Consider the following 13948-nt stretch of genomic DNA (forward strand, 5'->3'; position numbering starts at 1 on the left):
AATAAGCTTCGAGTAACGCCGCCCTGCGCCACGTGGGCTTTCGTCCCTAGGGGCCTCGTGTCAAATTTAACCAGGCTGTGTTGCAGAGCTTGAGAAGGGAACAACCATTCCCTTCGCTCTGCGCCTTGCCTGGCTAAATTTGACCCAGCGACGCGGCTTGCAATGAAACGGGAACAGACCCTAGCCCGTATAGTGACGGCCTAATTTACTTGGAGTGAACCAATGGCTCGTATTAGCGTTGAACGGACCCACAGCCTGGGTCTTGAGGTCGCACGTGAAAAAGCTCAACCGCTGGTTGATAAGCTGGCCGGGCAGTACGGCCTGACCCCTGACTGGGCGGGCGACACAGTAAAACTGAAGCGTTCAGGGGTGAACGGCACCCTGGAGATTGGTGAGAAAACCATCAAGGTTGACGTTGAGCTGGGTCTGTTGATGTCGCCGATGAGCGGCATGATCCAATCCGAAATTGAGCGCTCGCTGGACAAAGCTCTGGCGTGAAGGCGTGATTTCAAGAGGCTGCTCATGGCGATGACAGGTGATCTGCATCGCCATGAGGGCTTTGGGCGTGGGGGCTGGATGGGAGGTGCGTAGGAATTCCCCAATTATCATGTCCATTTAATTAATTCATAAAGTCTGAATCGGCTAAAAGCCTTTATTTATCTCATGTGCTCGATAATTAAGTGGGCATGTAGTTGGGTTGGCATTTTTAAAAGAAAGACTAGTATTGGTTTCAAGCGTTAAAACCAACCAAGTCAACCAAGGAACTAAAAATGTCTGTTTATCAATATGCTGTTATTCATCGCCCGCAACTCAGCGCCAAAGATATTAACATCAAGGCTGAAGAAGTATTGACCACTTATGTTGAATCGCGTGACCTTACGTGGGCGCCAGTTGTAGACCTTAAAGCCGGGGTCAACTACTTTATCCAAAACAAGGCGGGTAGTGTCACAGGGCTGGTAAGTATTGCCGATAATCGCATCGTGTTTTTAATCTTCGGCGTTGAAGCCGCTGACGATGCCTGGACCGCTGAAAGTGACATTCGGGAACTGATGGAAGGCGCTTTTCCAGGTTCCGTTGAAGCGTAATTATTTGTTGCAGCGCTCAGTTTAATGAACATTTAGGTCATGCTGCGACGCAGAACGCTCCCCGATTGTAAAAAGGGGGGCGTTTTTATGAACGCGGTAAGTCGTGTTCTACACGCAGAGATGTACGCGTCCTCTTCAAGTTAAACAAGAAAATTTAAAAGGATTTTTTGATATGGCGTTTCATATTTGTTCAGTTGTATATAAAACCAATTTGGCCGATGAAACGGTGAGCCAAATGATGAAAGATGTGCTGGCAGTATTCACTGAAACTCATGTTTATGAGTTTTCGCCAAGTGTGGGTAGGACTGGCTATACGATTGAAGAGCTTTCTGGCCAGCAAGTAGGTTTTGTGTCCATTTTTTCGCAATTGGTTCAATTCTATGTGTATGTGATGGGTGGGCCAGAAACCTTGGCTGATGCTCATGCGTTAGAAACAGAAATGATTGGTTTGATGGAATCTGTTTTTGCCGGTTATGAAAGAGCTCCGGCGTCGCTACTTGCGCCATTGCCTTAAAACCCAGAGTGTTTATGTTCTCTGTTTGTTAATTCGCCCTCAGTGTCCTTGAAACAAGGCGGTTTAGCGTCTAAAACTGATGAAGGTGAGCACGTTGTTCATCTTGATGATTCGACGCTTTTGCTCACAGGCGTCGCAACCGAACATTAAGGGGAACATGATGGCGGCTAAAAAACCGACAGCTAAAGAAAGCAACACATGGGTAGGCAAGGTTGAGGAGTACTCGCGCAAAATTTGGCTAGCCGGTTTGGGCGTGTATTCGAAAATCGATACAGACGGCAGCAAGCTGTTTGATTCTCTGGTCAAAGATGGTGAGAAAGCCGAAAAGCTGGCCAAGAGTGCAGGCAGCAAATTGGTTGAAGAGGCAAAAGCATCCACTTCTTCTGCGCGTTCACGCGTTGAGGATGTTAAAGACTTGGCGTTGGAGAAGTGGAGCGAGTTTGAAGAGGCTTTCGATAAACGCCTGACTAGCGCCATATCTCGTCTGGGTGTACCGAGCCGTGAAGAGGTGAAAACGCTGCATGCTCAAGTCGAGACGTTGACCAAGCACATCGAAAAGTTGAGCGCTGCTGCTGCAAAAGTTACCGCTACCAAAGCCCCGGCTGCCAGTAAGCCTGCACCTGCCAAAACGGCAGCGGTAAAACCTGCCACCGAAACAACAGCAAAACCAGCCGCCAAAGCGCCATCAACCCCAGCAGCGAAAGCACCTGCCAAGCCTGCTACAAAATCTGCAGTTAAAGCCCCAGCAAAAGCTCCTGCTAAGGCTGCGGCCAGTACTGCGCCAAAACCCGTTGCCAAGCCTGCGGCCAAAGCGTCTGCTGCTGCGAGCAAGCCTGCAGCAGCCAAATCGGCTGCGGCTAAACCTGCGGCTAAAAAACCGGCGGCTGCCAAGAAACCGGCTGCAGCCAAAACGCCTGCGGCGCCAACTGCTCCAGCGCCCACTTCTGAGACAACCTCTTCATAACGAAAACGACCGAACCTGTAGCCGCTGGCGCAGCCTGAGATAAGGACCGAAGGACCTTCAACAACGGGGTCCCTGCGCAGCCCATCGCAGCCTGCCGCAGCGGCTACAAAAACAGTTCAGCCATAAGGCTGCTGAGCCTTTGATCTGGGGCTTGATGAAAGGAGCCCCCTAAACCACGCTGGCCGATCGCGGGGTGCCAAGCACTTAGGTTACGTCGTCACTCTCTTCACACTGACACGTCGCAAGGGCGCAATGCGCGAACGCGAAAAGGTATTGCGCATCCCATGGATAGGTGCACATAAATACGAACTCAGAGCGACAGAAGGTGTTTTAAAAAAATCAAAAGATCGCGAGACAAGCCCGCTCCTGCAGGTGTACGTGCGCAAACCTTAAGTGAGCAGCAGTCGTCAGTCACAACGGTTTGCAGGTTCACACCGTCACAACATCAACTTAACAACTGACTCCGACGGGTCGCGCGACTTGCCGGCCTTTTTGAGTTCGGCCAGATAGTCTTCCCACAACGCTTCTTGGCGTACCCCGAGTTCATACAGGTAGTCCCAGGTAAAAAGCCCACTGTCATGACCATCGTCAAACGTCAGTTTCAGTGCGTATTGGCCTGCAGGCTCGATCTTGCTCAAGCCGACGTTAATCTTGCCGAATTGAAGAATCGGTTTGCCATGCCCTTGTACTTCCGCAGACGGGGAGTGCACGCGCAGAAGCTCGGCGGGCAGGTGATACTCCTCGCCCGACGCGTATTTAAGGGTCAGGGTTTTTGAAGCTTTGTGCAGATTGATCGCGCTGGGAATCTTGGTCATAGCCTTTGGTCCTCACACAAACAGAGAAGCCGCTGGTGCAGGCCGTAAATCAGGCTGGGCCTGGTTACAACGTGCAGCAGCGGCTACAGGTGTTGACGCGTCTTACAAAATGTAGCGCGAGAGGTCTTCGTTCTCGGCCAGTTCGCCCAAGTGGCTGTTCACGTACTCGGCGTCAATTCGAATAGGTTCTTCGTTCTGTGCGCTGGCGATGTCGCCGGCACTGAAAGACACCTCTTCAAGCAGGCGCTCAAGCAGCGTGTGCAGGCGACGAGCACCGATGTTTTCGGTTTTCTCGTTGACCTGCCAGGCAATTTGCGCAAGACGCTTGATGCCTTCAGGCATGAATTCGATATTCAGGCCTTCGGTCTTCAGCAGTTCGCGATATTGCTCGGTCAACGAAGCGTGCGGCTCGCTGAGGATGCGCTCGAAGTCTTCCGGGGTCAGCGCCTTGAGTTCGACACGAATCGGCAGACGGCCTTGCAGCTCAGGTACCAGATCACTTGGCTTGCTCAGGTGGAACGCGCCGGACGCGATAAACAGGATGTGGTCAGTTTTGACCATGCCCAGCTTGGTGTTGACGGTGCAACCTTCGATCAGCGGCAGCAGGTCACGTTGTACGCCCTCGCGGGAGACATCAGCGCCGCCCACGTTGCCGCGCTTGGCAACCTTGTCGATTTCGTCGATGAACACGATGCCGTGCTGCTCGACGGCCTCAAGAGCCTTGGCTTTGAGTTCTTCGTCGTTGACCAGGCGGCTGGCTTCTTCGTCACGCACCATTTTCAGGGCTTCTTTGACTTTCAGCTTACGGTTCTTGCGCTTGCCTTTGCCCATGTTGGCAAACAGGCTTTGCAGCTGGTTCGTCATTTCTTCCATGCCGGGCGGCGCGGAAATATCGACGCCGGCAATATCGGCTACTTCGATTTCGATTTCCTTGTCGTCCAACTGGCCTTCACGCAGGCGCTTGCGGAACAGCTGTCGGGTGTTGGAGTCCTGGGGTGCAGCGGCTTCTTCGCCAAATGTGCGGGCAGGCGGCAATAGCGCGTCGAGGATGCGCTCTTCAGCAGCGTCTTCGGCACGGTGACGGACTTTGACGATTTCTTGCTCGCGCAGCAGTTTGATCGCTGCATCAGCCAGATCGCGAATGATCGATTCAACGTCGCGCCCGACATAGCCCACTTCGGTGAACTTGGTCGCTTCAACCTTGATGAACGGCGCGTTAGCCAGCTTGGCCAGACGGCGAGCAATTTCGGTTTTACCGACACCGGTAGGGCCGATCATCAGAATGTTTTTTGGGGTCACTTCAACGCGCAGCTCTTCTGGGAGCTGCATCCGACGCCAGCGGTTACGCAAAGCGATGGCGACGGCGCGTTTGGCGTCGTCCTGGCCGATGATGTGGCGATTCAGTTCGTGAACGATTTCGCGGGGAGTCATGGACATAGTAGTTGGCGTTCCTCTAGCTAATTAAGGTGCACACACGGGCCAGCGAACTGGCCCGGCAGGTGGCTTACTCAGCGAGGTCCTGCTCCTCAATAGTGATGTTGTGGTTGGTGAATACACAGATGTCGCCCGCAATACCCAATGCGGTCTCAGCGATTTCGCGGGCCGACAGTTCGGTTTTCATCAACAGGGCGCGGGCTGCCGCTTGGGCGAATGCACCGCCCGAACCCATTGCGATCAAGCCATCTTCTGGCTCAACCACGTCACCGTTACCGGTGATGATCAGGGACGCGTCTTTGTTGGCAACCGCCAACATGGCTTCCAGGCGGCTCAGCGAGCGGTCGGTACGCCATTCTTTGGCCAACTCGACAGCCGCGCGAACCAGATGGCCCTGGTGTTTTTCCAGTTGGCCTTCAAAGCGTTCGAACAACGTAAATGCATCGGCAGTAGCACCGGCAAAACCGGCGATAACCTGGCCGTGGTACAGACGACGGACTTTTTTCGCGTTGCCTTTCATCACGGTGTTACCAAGTGAAACTTGGCCGTCGCCAGCCATAACGACTTTGCCGTGGCGGCGAACTGAAACGATGGTGGTCAAGGGAGAGTCTCCACGCAGCGGGGCGAAAATGCCTGATGAAAATACATATGGGGGTTGTGGCGGGTTTTTCAACCGGGGGTAGGGAATGCAGATGAATGGGCGGAAAGATTTAGTGCGCAATCTGTGGGAGCGGGCTTGTTCGCGACCCAAGCGGGGGGGTGTATCCGTGCGAGCGAGTTGATTCCATCACGAGCAAGCCCGCTCCCACAGGGTTTATCTCTTGCCTGTGGGAGCGGGTGGTATCAGCGGCGCTGTTGCAGCAGCAGGTTGTTGAAACCGCCACTTGCCAATTGTTTCTGTGCCACGGTCAGTTGTTCGCGATTGCTGAACGGACCGACCAGTACCCGGTACCAGGTTTCATCTTTCACCGTACCCGACTCAACCGAAGCGGTCTGGCCGAGCAGCAGGATTTGCGCCCGCACTTTGTCAGCATCTGCCTGTTTGCGGAAAGAACCCGCCTGCAGGAAGAACTTGGTCACGGGGGCCGCTTTGACCACCGGTGGCGCAGGCGGTGGCGTCAGGCCGTTCAAGGCGGCTTGAGCGCGTACTGTGTCGATTTTCGCCGCTTCGGCGGGCGTCACCGGTGCCAGAGGCGCAGTTTGCGGCGTCGGCAGGGTTTTTTCCGGTACAGCTTCTGGCGGCACGATCACTTCCGACTCGGGCAGCAACGTATAGAAGTCGTACTTGGGCTTGACCGGCTGAGTCGGGCTCGGCGCAGTCTTGTTGGCTTGCGCCACTTGTGACTCTTTCTGTTGCTCTTGCTTGACCCGTTTGACGTCGTCGCCCTTGCCGGGCTCGAGCTTCATCAGAAACACGATGAATGCGCCAACCGTGAGGCCAATGGCCATCCACAGCCAGCCCGGAATCGGTTTCTTGGCGGGCGCCTGATAGCGGCTGGCGCCTCGCTTGGGGACAGGTTTTTTCTTGGCGGCCAACTTACATGCGCTCCAGAGTTTCCAGACCCAGCAGTTCCAGGCCTTGCTTGAGGGTACGGCCCGCCAAGGCTGCCAGGCGTAGACGGCTTTGTTTTTGTGTTTCGTCTTCAGCGTTCAGGATCGGGCAGTTCTCATAGAAGCTGGAGAACAGACCTGCCACTTCGTACAAGTAGGTGCACAGCGTGTGCGGCGTGCCTTTTTCGGCAACGTTGTTCAGCACCTCACCGAACTGGGCCAATTTGGCGGCCAGCTCTTGCTCTTGCGGGGCAGCCAGTACGATGTGGCCTTCTACCTGGTCGAAGGTTTTACCCAGCTTGCGGAACACGCCCGCGACACGGGTGTAGGCATACAGCAGGTAAGGCGCAGTATTGCCTTCAAAGTTCAACATCAGGTCAAAGTTAAAGCTGTAATCGCTGGCGCGGTGCTTGGACAGGTCGGCGTATTTCACAGCGCCGATCCCGACCACCTTGGCAATGGCGCGCAGTTCCTCTTCCGGCAGTTCAGGGTTCTTCTCTTTCACCAGTGCGTAGGCACGCTCTTTGGCTTCGTTGAGCAGGTCGATCAGTTTGACAGTGCCACCATCACGGGTCTTGAATGGACGGCCATCAGCGCCGTTCATGGTGCCGAAGCCCATGTGTTCCATTTCCATCGGGTGGGTCACAAAGCCGGCCTTGCGCGCCACGGCAAACACTTGTTGGAAGTGCAGGGCCTGACGCTGGTCGACGAAGTACAGCGCGCGGTCGGCTTTTAGTACGCCGCTGCGATAGCGGATGGCCGCCAAGTCAGTGGTGGCGTACAGGTAGCCGCCGTCTGCCTTGACGATAATCACCGGCAGCGGCTCGCCTTCGGCATTTTTGAACTCGTCGAGGAATACGCACTGGGCGCCGTTGCTCTCGACCAACATGCCTTTGGCTTTGAGGTCGTTGACCACGTTGATCAGGTCGTCGTTGTAGGCGCTTTCGCCCATCACGTCGGCCATGGTCAGTTTAACGTTCAGCAGTTCGTAGATTTTCTGGCAGTGCGACAGCGAGATGTCTTTGAATTTGGTCCACAGCGCCAGGCAGTCCGGGTCACCAGCTTGCAGCTTGACCACCAGGCTACGGGCGCGGTCAGCAAACTCGGGGGATTCATCGAAGCGCTGTTTGGCGGCGCGGTAGAAGTTCTCGAGGTCAGACAGCTCTTCGCTGGTGATCGGATTTTCTTCCAGATACGCCATGAGCATGCCGAACTGGGTGCCCCAGTCGCCCACGTGGTTTTGACGGATCACTTCGTCGCCAAGGAACTCCAGCACCCGGGCCACGCCGTCGCCAATGATGGTCGAGCGCAGGTGACCCACGTGCATCTCTTTGGCCAGGTTAGGGGCCGACATGTCGACAACCGTGCGCAATGCCGGGCGGGACGTGTGCACACCGATTTTCGGGTCGGCCAGTGCAGCGTCCAGGCGCGAAGCCAGGGCTTGGGTGTTCTGGAAGAAGTTCAGGAAGCCGGGACCCGCGATTTCGGTCTTGCTGATCTGCTCATCGGCCGGCAGGGCGGCGATGATTTTTTCTGCCAGGTCACGTGGCTTCATACCGGCAGGCTTGGCCAGCATCATGGCGATGTTGCTGGCGAAGTCACCGTGAGTCTTGTCACGGGCGTTTTCCACCTGAATCGCTGGCGTCAGGCCTTCAGGCAACACACCTTCTGTGACGAGTTGAGCGAGGGCTTGTTGAATCAGCTGGCGAATGGTGTCTTTCATGGTCTTCTCTTTCGACCGCAAGCGCGGTAGCGCTTCAGTGCGCAGGTGGAAAAACTGGGTATTATCCGTTGCCGGGTCGGGCTTGCCAACCTTAGCAGTCAGGCTTTGTTAAATCTGTAGCCGCTGCCGCAGGCTGCGATGGAACGCATAGCGGCCCTGCTTTTGAATAAAAAGCGAAGGCCCAGCGGCCCTTATCGCAGCCTTCGGCAGCGGCTACACGGACGTGGGTCAATAAAGATCGACCGGATCCACGTCCAGCGACCAGCGGACTTGCCTGCCGCTGGGCATTTGTTCAAGGATCAGCAGCCAGTGGCTGAGCAGCCGATGCAGCGGCGCTCGGGCGTTGGCTTGTAATAGTAGTTGAGCACGGTAGCGTCCGGCCCTGCGTTCCATTGGCGCAGGCACGGGGCCGAGCAGTTCAATACCGCCCAGGTTCATCTCGCCCAGCAAGCGCTCGGCTGCACTGCACGCCTCATCCAGAAAGCCTTCGGCCTGCCCCGGCTTGTGGGCTTCAGCACGCAACAGTGCCAAATGCGCAAAGGGTGGCAAGCCCGCGGCCCGGCGTTCGCTCAACGCCTGTTCGGCAAAGGCAAAGTAACCCTGCTCAGTCAGTTGGATCAGCAAAGGATGGTCGGCCAGGTGAGTCTGGATAATCACTCGGCCTGGCTCTTCGGCCCGGCCCGCACGGCCTGCCACCTGAACGATCAACTGCGCCATGCGTTCGCTGGCGCGGAAATCGCCAGAGAACAAACCGCCATCGGCATCCAGAATCGACACCAGTGTCACCCGAGGGAAATGATGGCCCTTGGCGAGCATTTGCGTGCCCACCAGAATGCATGGCTGGCCTTTTTGAATCGTCGCAAACAGCTGGTTCATCGCGTCTTTGCGCGAGGTACTGTCGCGGTCGACGCGCAGCACCGGGTAGTCCGGGAATAAAATCCCCAACCGTTCTTCTGCCCGCTCGGTGCCTGCGCCTACCGGCCGCAGGTCGACCTTGCCACATTGCGGGCAGTTACGCGGCACGCGTTCGACGTGGCCGCAGTGATGGCAGCGCAACTCGCCAGAACGCTGATGAACGGTCATGCGCGCATCGCAGCGTTGGCATTCCGACATCCAGCCGCAGTCATGGCACAGCAGTGTCGGTGCGAAGCCGCGGCGATTGAGAAACACCAACACTTGCTGGCCCGCTGCCAGGGTCTGGCCAATGGCTTGCTGCATCGGCCCGGAAATACCGCTGTCCAGCGGGCGACTTTTTACGTCCAGACGCAGGAAACGCGGTTGTTTGGCTCCGCCTGCACGTTCATTTAGGCGCAGCAGGCCATAACGACCGGTGTAGGCGTTATGCAAGCTTTCGAGGGACGGCGTGGCTGAGCCCAGCACAATCGGGATGTTTTCCTGGCGGGCGCGCACGAGTGCCAGGTCACGAGCGTGGTAGCGCAAACCTTCTTGCTGTTTATAAGAGCCGTCGTGCTCTTCGTCGATGATGATCAGCCCCGGGTTTTTCATCGGGGTGAACAGTGCCGAGCGGGTGCCGATAATAATGTCGGCTTCGCCGTCGCGGGCAGCCAGCCAGCTTTCGAGCCGCTCACGGTCATTGACCGCTGAATGCACCAGCGCGATACGTGCATTGAAACGCTGCTCGAAGCGCGCCAGGGTTTGCGGCCCCAGGTTGATCTCTGGGATCAATACCAATGCTTGCTTGCCGGCTTCCAGGGTTTCGCGGATCAGTTGCAAATACACTTCGGTTTTGCCGCTGCCCGTCACCCCGGCCAGTAAAAAGGCATGAAAGCTGTCGAACCCGGCGCGAATCGCTTCGCAGGCAGCGCGTTGTTCATCGTTGAGTGGCAGTTCTGGCTGGGCCAACCAATGTTCATGGCGTGCGCTGGGCGCGTGGCGACGAATTTCGACCGTCACCAGCTCTTTGGCCAGCAGCAGGTCGAGGCTGTCTTTGTTCAGCTTTAACTTGCTCAACAGCTGATGGGCCACGCCATGCGGGTGCTGGGCGAGGGTGGCCAAGGCTTCACGCTGGCGCGGGGCACGGGCGATGCGCGGGTCATCCAGCTTGGCCCCGCGGGCTATCTGCCAAAAGCGTTCCTGGCGGGTTTCGGCCAGCTCGCCCTGGCGCAGCAGCACGGGCAACGCCCAGCTCAGCGTATCGCCCAGGCTGTGCTGGTAATACTGCGACGTCCACAGGCACAGCTTGAACAGCGAAGCGGGCAGTGGCGGCGTGGCGTCAAGCAAGGCGATGGCGGGTTTAAGTTTGTCGGCCGGGACCTCGCTGTGATCGACCACCTCGACCAGGATGCCGATCATCTCGCGCCGCCCGAACGGCACCCGCAAGCGCATGCCAGGCTGTAATTGACTGCGCAGCACGCCCGCAGGCGCCCGGTAATCAAACAAGCGGCGCAAGGGTGAAGGCAGGGCAAGGCGCAAAATGGCGTCGGGCACGCGGGGCTCTCATGTGATGGACGGTCAATATGGCCGGGAGCCTAGCAGACAAAGCGTCTGGGTACTAAAAGCAGGCCCGCCCCGAGGCAAAGAATTCTCAAGGTGCGTGGGGCAAGAGCCGACCCCCGGCGCTTGCGTCTATGTAAAGGTCTGGTATTATCACCGCCCTAATTTACGTGCGGTATTCAACAATGGTGTTGAGTGGCGGCACGCTAGCCTGAGGAATACCCCATGAAAGCCGATATCCATCCAGCGTACGAAGTCATCGAAGTAACTTGCAGCTGCGGTAACAAGTTCGAAACTCGTTCGAACCTGTGCAAGCCACTGGGTACTGACGTATGCAACGAGTGCCACCCGTTCTACACCGGTAAGCAAAAAACTCTGGACGTTGGCGGTCGTGTTGATCGCTTCAAGACTCGTTTTGGCGCTTTCGGCGCTAAAAAAGTCGCCGAGTAAGGCACATGACCTTGGGCAGGCTTTTGGGTCTGGCCAGGTTAATAAAAAAGGCGTCCCTCGCGGGCGCCTTTTTTGTGCCTGCGATTTGGTTTTCAGCCGCTCAGGCCCAGGTGCTGTGCCCGGCGCCGCGTGCGGTGACTTACGCACAGGTTGAGCGGGTGGCCGATGGTGACTCGCTGCGCCTAAAAGATGGCCGCAGCGTTCGTTTGATCGGTCTCAACGCCCCTGAGACCGGTAAAAAAGGGCGCACTGACGAGCCTTTTGCCGATGCGGCGCGCAAACGCCTGCAAAGCCTGGTATCGCAGAGCGGCGGGCGTGTCGGATTATTGCCAGGCAAGCAGCCTCAAGACCGCTATGGCCGCACGCTGGCCCATGTCTTTGGCGCCAATGGCAGCAACTTCGAAGCGCAATTGCTGGCTGATGGCTTGGGCTTTCAAGTTGCGTTGGCGCCTAACGTGGAAATGCTCGACTGCCAGCAAGCGGCTGAGCGTGGGGCGCGTTCGGCCAAAAAGGGTTTGTGGCGACAATCGCCGGTGCAGGCGCCGCAGCAAATCAGTCACTCAGGCTTCGCACTGGTCGGTGGCAAAGTCAGCAAGGTCCAGCGCAATCGCGGCGGTCTGTGGATCGATCTGGAGGGCGGCTTAGTGGTACGCATCGCCCCTGATCAATTGGACAATTTCAACCAAGTAAACCTGTCAAACCTACGAGGTAGAGAGCTTGAGGTGCGGGGTTGGGTCCTGGATCGCGCACAGCGCGGTGGCCTGAAAACGGGTCAGGCACGCTGGATGTTGTCATTGACGCATCCCGGAATGCTAAAAGTGACTGAGCACTAAAAAATTGTAGACAATTTTAAATGCAGATTGTGGACACTCAGCCCTTGCAGGGCGCGGCTCTTGGCCCAAAGTCGTAGGGTAAAGCCCTTGACACTGCTGACTGGTCAGTCTTGTAGGGACTTTGCGACACGCGTATGCTCGGCCATCCGTCGTCCAACAGAAAAAAGCGGAACGCCCCTATGTCTGATTTGAAAACCGCCGCTCTCGAATATCATGCCCAGCCCCGTCCAGGGAAACTGAGTGTCGAGCTCACCAAACCTACCGCTACTGCCCGCGATCTAGCGCTGGCTTACAGCCCAGGTGTAGCCGAACCAGTACGCGAAATCGCCCGCGATCCTGAACTGGCTTACAAATACACTGGCAAGGGCAACCTGGTCGCCGTAATTTCTGACGGCACTGCAATTTTGGGTCTGGGTAACCTCGGCCCGTTGGCTTCCAAGCCTGTTATGGAAGGCAAAGGCGTACTTTTCAAGCGCTTTGCCGGTGTGGATGTGTTTGACATCGAAGTCGACGCCGAAAGCCCGCAAGCCTTTATCGATACCGTTAAGCGCATCTCCATCACCTTCGGCGGTATCAACCTCGAAGACATCAAGGCCCCCGAGTGCTTTGAGATCGAACGTGCCCTGATCGAACAGTGCGACATCCCGGTGTTCCACGATGACCAGCACGGCACCGCGATCGTTACCGCTGCCGGCATGATCAACGCACTGGAAATCGCTGGCAAAACTCTGGCTGAAGCCAAGATCGTTTGCCTGGGCGCCGGCGCTGCTGCCATCTCCTGCATGAAACTGCTGGTGAGCATGGGCGCAACCATCGAAAACATCTTCATGGTTGACCGTACCGGTGTTATTCACTCCGGCCGTGATGACCTGAACCAGTACAAAGCGGTGTTCGCTCACGCCACTGAAAAACGCACCCTGGCTGACGCCCTGCACGGTGCTGACGTGTTCGTAGGCCTGTCGGGCCCGAACCTGCTCAGCGCTGAAGGCCTGAAGTCCATGGCAGCGAACCCGATTGTGTTCGCGTGCTCCAACCCGGACCCGGAAATTTCCCCGGAACTGGCTCACGCCACCCGTGACGACGTGATCATGGCCACTGGCCGTTCGGACTACCCGAACCAGGTCAACAACGTACTGGGCTTCCCATTCATCTTCCGTGGTGCTCTGGACGTTCGCGCCAAGCGCATCAACGAAGAAATGAAAATCGCAGCGGCCAACGCACTGCGTGAACTGGCCAAACTGCCAGTGCCGCAAGAAGTGTGCGATGCCTACGGCGGCATCAAGCTGGAATTCGGTCGTGAGTACATCATCCCGAAACCAATGGATTCGCGCCTGATCACCCTGATCTCCGATGCTGTGGCTAAAGCCGCTATCGAGACCGGTGTGGCAACCCTGCCGTACCCAAAAAACTACCCGCTGAAAAGCGTGGATGACGTGTTCAACGGCTAAGCCGCGATAGCGTCAAACAAAAAGCCCCGGCTCGAAAGAGTCGGGGCTTTTTGCTTCACGCCATGCCTTTGGCGGTCTGTTTTATCTGCTTCTTGCGTGCTTTTTGATTTGTCCTACATCCAGCCCTGCAACGATCCGTTAGCGTCAGCCCTTTCTCTTTTGCCCCTCCTATAACGCACATGGATATGCCCACACACTCTGATGCGCGCGCACTCGCTTTCAATGGGTCGACGAGCAGGGCGCCGGTCAACCTTTTGCCGGGCTGGCCTACGAGGTTGTAAGTAGTGACGGGCCGCTCACATTCGGTTATCTGGATGCCACAGGCAGTGGTGCGATTGGCGGATGGTCAACCATCACGACCCGTTGCCCAGCGGGCCGAGCCGTTGGGTGAATACCCGGCTGTCGACTGATGGCGTGCAGTCAATGCTTGAGCTCATGAATGAGTCGCCTGAGCTTGGGGGGCTTTGTCGCGGGCCTTAGCCCATTGATGTTGGCGCCGACGAGGGGCATCGTGACCCGGCATGTCTTGAGCCGCGCAGCGTGGGAGCAAGCTCGCTCCCTCAGGGGCCGTTTTTGGTTTGGTTGACAGGCCTTTCTCGTGCGTTTTTGAAAGATCGTGTATTGAATTGCTCACTTCCCATTGGTAATAGGGATGTCTCCTACATCCGCTTTGATGC

Annotated in this window: 13 protein-coding genes; 7 read left to right on the plus strand and 6 right to left on the minus strand. The window is 56.8% G+C overall.

Features of this window, described 5'->3' with window-relative positions:
- The first annotated feature begins 222 nt into the window (after nt 1-222).
- The 4 genes from ACIQYF_RS01150 to ACIQYF_RS01165 all read left to right on the plus strand — a co-directional run bounded on the left by ACIQYF_RS01150 (nt 223) and on the right by ACIQYF_RS01165 (nt 2563).
- Nucleotides 223-498: a polyhydroxyalkanoic acid system family protein gene (locus ACIQYF_RS01150; RefSeq protein WP_402855625.1), complete on the plus strand. Its 276-nt coding sequence runs from the start codon at nt 223-225 to the stop codon at nt 496-498.
- A gap of 272 nt (nt 499-770) precedes the next feature.
- A complete protein-coding gene (locus ACIQYF_RS01155) occupies nt 771-1085 on the plus strand; it encodes a hypothetical protein (protein WP_402855628.1) in 315 nt (104 codons plus the stop codon).
- Nucleotides 1086-1257: 172 nt separating this feature from the next.
- Nucleotides 1258-1599, plus strand: coding sequence for a hypothetical protein (locus ACIQYF_RS01160; protein WP_402855631.1), 342 nt, complete (start codon nt 1258-1260; stop codon nt 1597-1599).
- A gap of 160 nt (nt 1600-1759) precedes the next feature.
- On the plus strand, nt 1760-2563 hold the full coding sequence (locus ACIQYF_RS01165; protein WP_402855634.1) for a phasin family protein: 804 nt from the start codon (nt 1760-1762) through the stop codon (nt 2561-2563).
- 437 nt (nt 2564-3000) lie between these two features.
- Here ACIQYF_RS01165 and ACIQYF_RS01170 read toward each other — a convergent pair whose 3' ends face one another.
- The 6 genes from ACIQYF_RS01170 to ACIQYF_RS01195 form a co-directional block, all read right to left on the minus strand.
- The gene (locus ACIQYF_RS01170; protein ID WP_402855637.1) at nt 3001-3378 is read right to left on the minus strand and encodes a gamma-butyrobetaine hydroxylase-like domain-containing protein; all 378 of its coding nucleotides are present in this window, start codon (nt 3376-3378) and stop codon (nt 3001-3003) included.
- Between the two features lie 102 nt (nt 3379-3480).
- Nucleotides 3481-4815, minus strand: a complete 1335-nt coding sequence (gene hslU / locus ACIQYF_RS01175) for an ATP-dependent protease ATPase subunit HslU (protein ID WP_402855640.1) — start codon at nt 4813-4815, stop codon at nt 3481-3483.
- 67 nt (nt 4816-4882) lie between these two features.
- The gene (gene hslV / locus ACIQYF_RS01180; RefSeq protein ID WP_016783176.1) at nt 4883-5413 is read right to left on the minus strand and encodes an ATP-dependent protease subunit HslV; all 531 of its coding nucleotides are present in this window, start codon (nt 5411-5413) and stop codon (nt 4883-4885) included.
- A gap of 242 nt (nt 5414-5655) precedes the next feature.
- Nucleotides 5656-6348 carry an SPOR domain-containing protein gene (locus tag ACIQYF_RS01185; RefSeq protein ID WP_402855643.1) on the minus strand — a complete coding sequence of 231 codons (693 nt, stop codon included), beginning with the start codon at nt 6346-6348 and terminating at the stop codon, nt 5656-5658.
- 1 nt (nt 6349) lies between these two features.
- Nucleotides 6350-8086: an arginine--tRNA ligase gene (gene argS, locus ACIQYF_RS01190; protein WP_402855646.1), complete on the minus strand. Its 1737-nt coding sequence runs from the start codon at nt 8084-8086 to the stop codon at nt 6350-6352.
- 228 nt (nt 8087-8314) lie between these two features.
- Complete coding sequence (locus ACIQYF_RS01195) at nt 8315-10534, minus strand: primosomal protein N' (protein ID WP_402855649.1); 2220 nt, start codon at nt 10532-10534, stop codon at nt 8315-8317.
- 231 nt (nt 10535-10765) lie between these two features.
- Here ACIQYF_RS01195 and rpmE point away from each other — a divergent pair, with 231 nt between their 5' ends.
- From rpmE to ACIQYF_RS01210, 3 genes are all read left to right on the plus strand, one after another.
- Nucleotides 10766-10990 (plus strand): 50S ribosomal protein L31, encoded by a 225-nt coding sequence (rpmE, locus tag ACIQYF_RS01200; RefSeq protein ID WP_048366720.1) that lies wholly within the window; start codon nt 10766-10768, stop codon nt 10988-10990.
- Nucleotides 10991-10995: 5 nt separating this feature from the next.
- The gene (locus ACIQYF_RS01205; RefSeq protein ID WP_402855652.1) at nt 10996-11823 is read left to right on the plus strand and encodes a thermonuclease family protein; all 828 of its coding nucleotides are present in this window, start codon (nt 10996-10998) and stop codon (nt 11821-11823) included.
- A gap of 179 nt (nt 11824-12002) precedes the next feature.
- Entirely contained in the window at nt 12003-13271 is a 1269-nt protein-coding gene (locus ACIQYF_RS01210) for a malic enzyme-like NAD(P)-binding protein (RefSeq protein ID WP_402855655.1), read from the plus strand.
- Nucleotides 13272-13948 lie beyond the last annotated feature (677 nt).

The sequence above is a fragment of the Pseudomonas sp. NPDC096917 genome (genome assembly GCF_044762555.1).
Lineage (GTDB): Bacteria > Pseudomonadota > Gammaproteobacteria > Pseudomonadales > Pseudomonadaceae > Aquipseudomonas.

Coding starts and splice junctions, on each gene's coding strand:
- ACIQYF_RS01150 (WP_402855625.1), top strand. CDS start 223: ATGGCTCGTATTAGCGTTGAACGGACCCACAGCCTGGGTCTTGAGGTC.
- ACIQYF_RS01155 (WP_402855628.1), top strand. CDS start 771: ATGTCTGTTTATCAATATGCTGTTATTCATCGCCCGCAACTCAGCGCC.
- ACIQYF_RS01160 (WP_402855631.1), top strand. CDS start 1,258: ATGGCGTTTCATATTTGTTCAGTTGTATATAAAACCAATTTGGCCGAT.
- ACIQYF_RS01165 (WP_402855634.1), top strand. CDS start 1,760: ATGGCGGCTAAAAAACCGACAGCTAAAGAAAGCAACACATGGGTAGGC.
- ACIQYF_RS01170 (WP_402855637.1), bottom strand. CDS start 3,378: ATGACCAAGATTCCCAGCGCGATCAATCTGCACAAAGCTTCAAAAACC.
- hslU (WP_402855640.1), bottom strand. CDS start 4,815: ATGTCCATGACTCCCCGCGAAATCGTTCACGAACTGAATCGCCACATC.
- argS (WP_402855646.1), bottom strand. CDS start 8,086: ATGAAAGACACCATTCGCCAGCTGATTCAACAAGCCCTCGCTCAACTC.
- rpmE (WP_048366720.1), top strand. CDS start 10,766: ATGAAAGCCGATATCCATCCAGCGTACGAAGTCATCGAAGTAACTTGC.
- ACIQYF_RS01205 (WP_402855652.1), top strand. CDS start 10,996: ATGACCTTGGGCAGGCTTTTGGGTCTGGCCAGGTTAATAAAAAAGGCG.
- ACIQYF_RS01210 (WP_402855655.1), top strand. CDS start 12,003: ATGTCTGATTTGAAAACCGCCGCTCTCGAATATCATGCCCAGCCCCGT.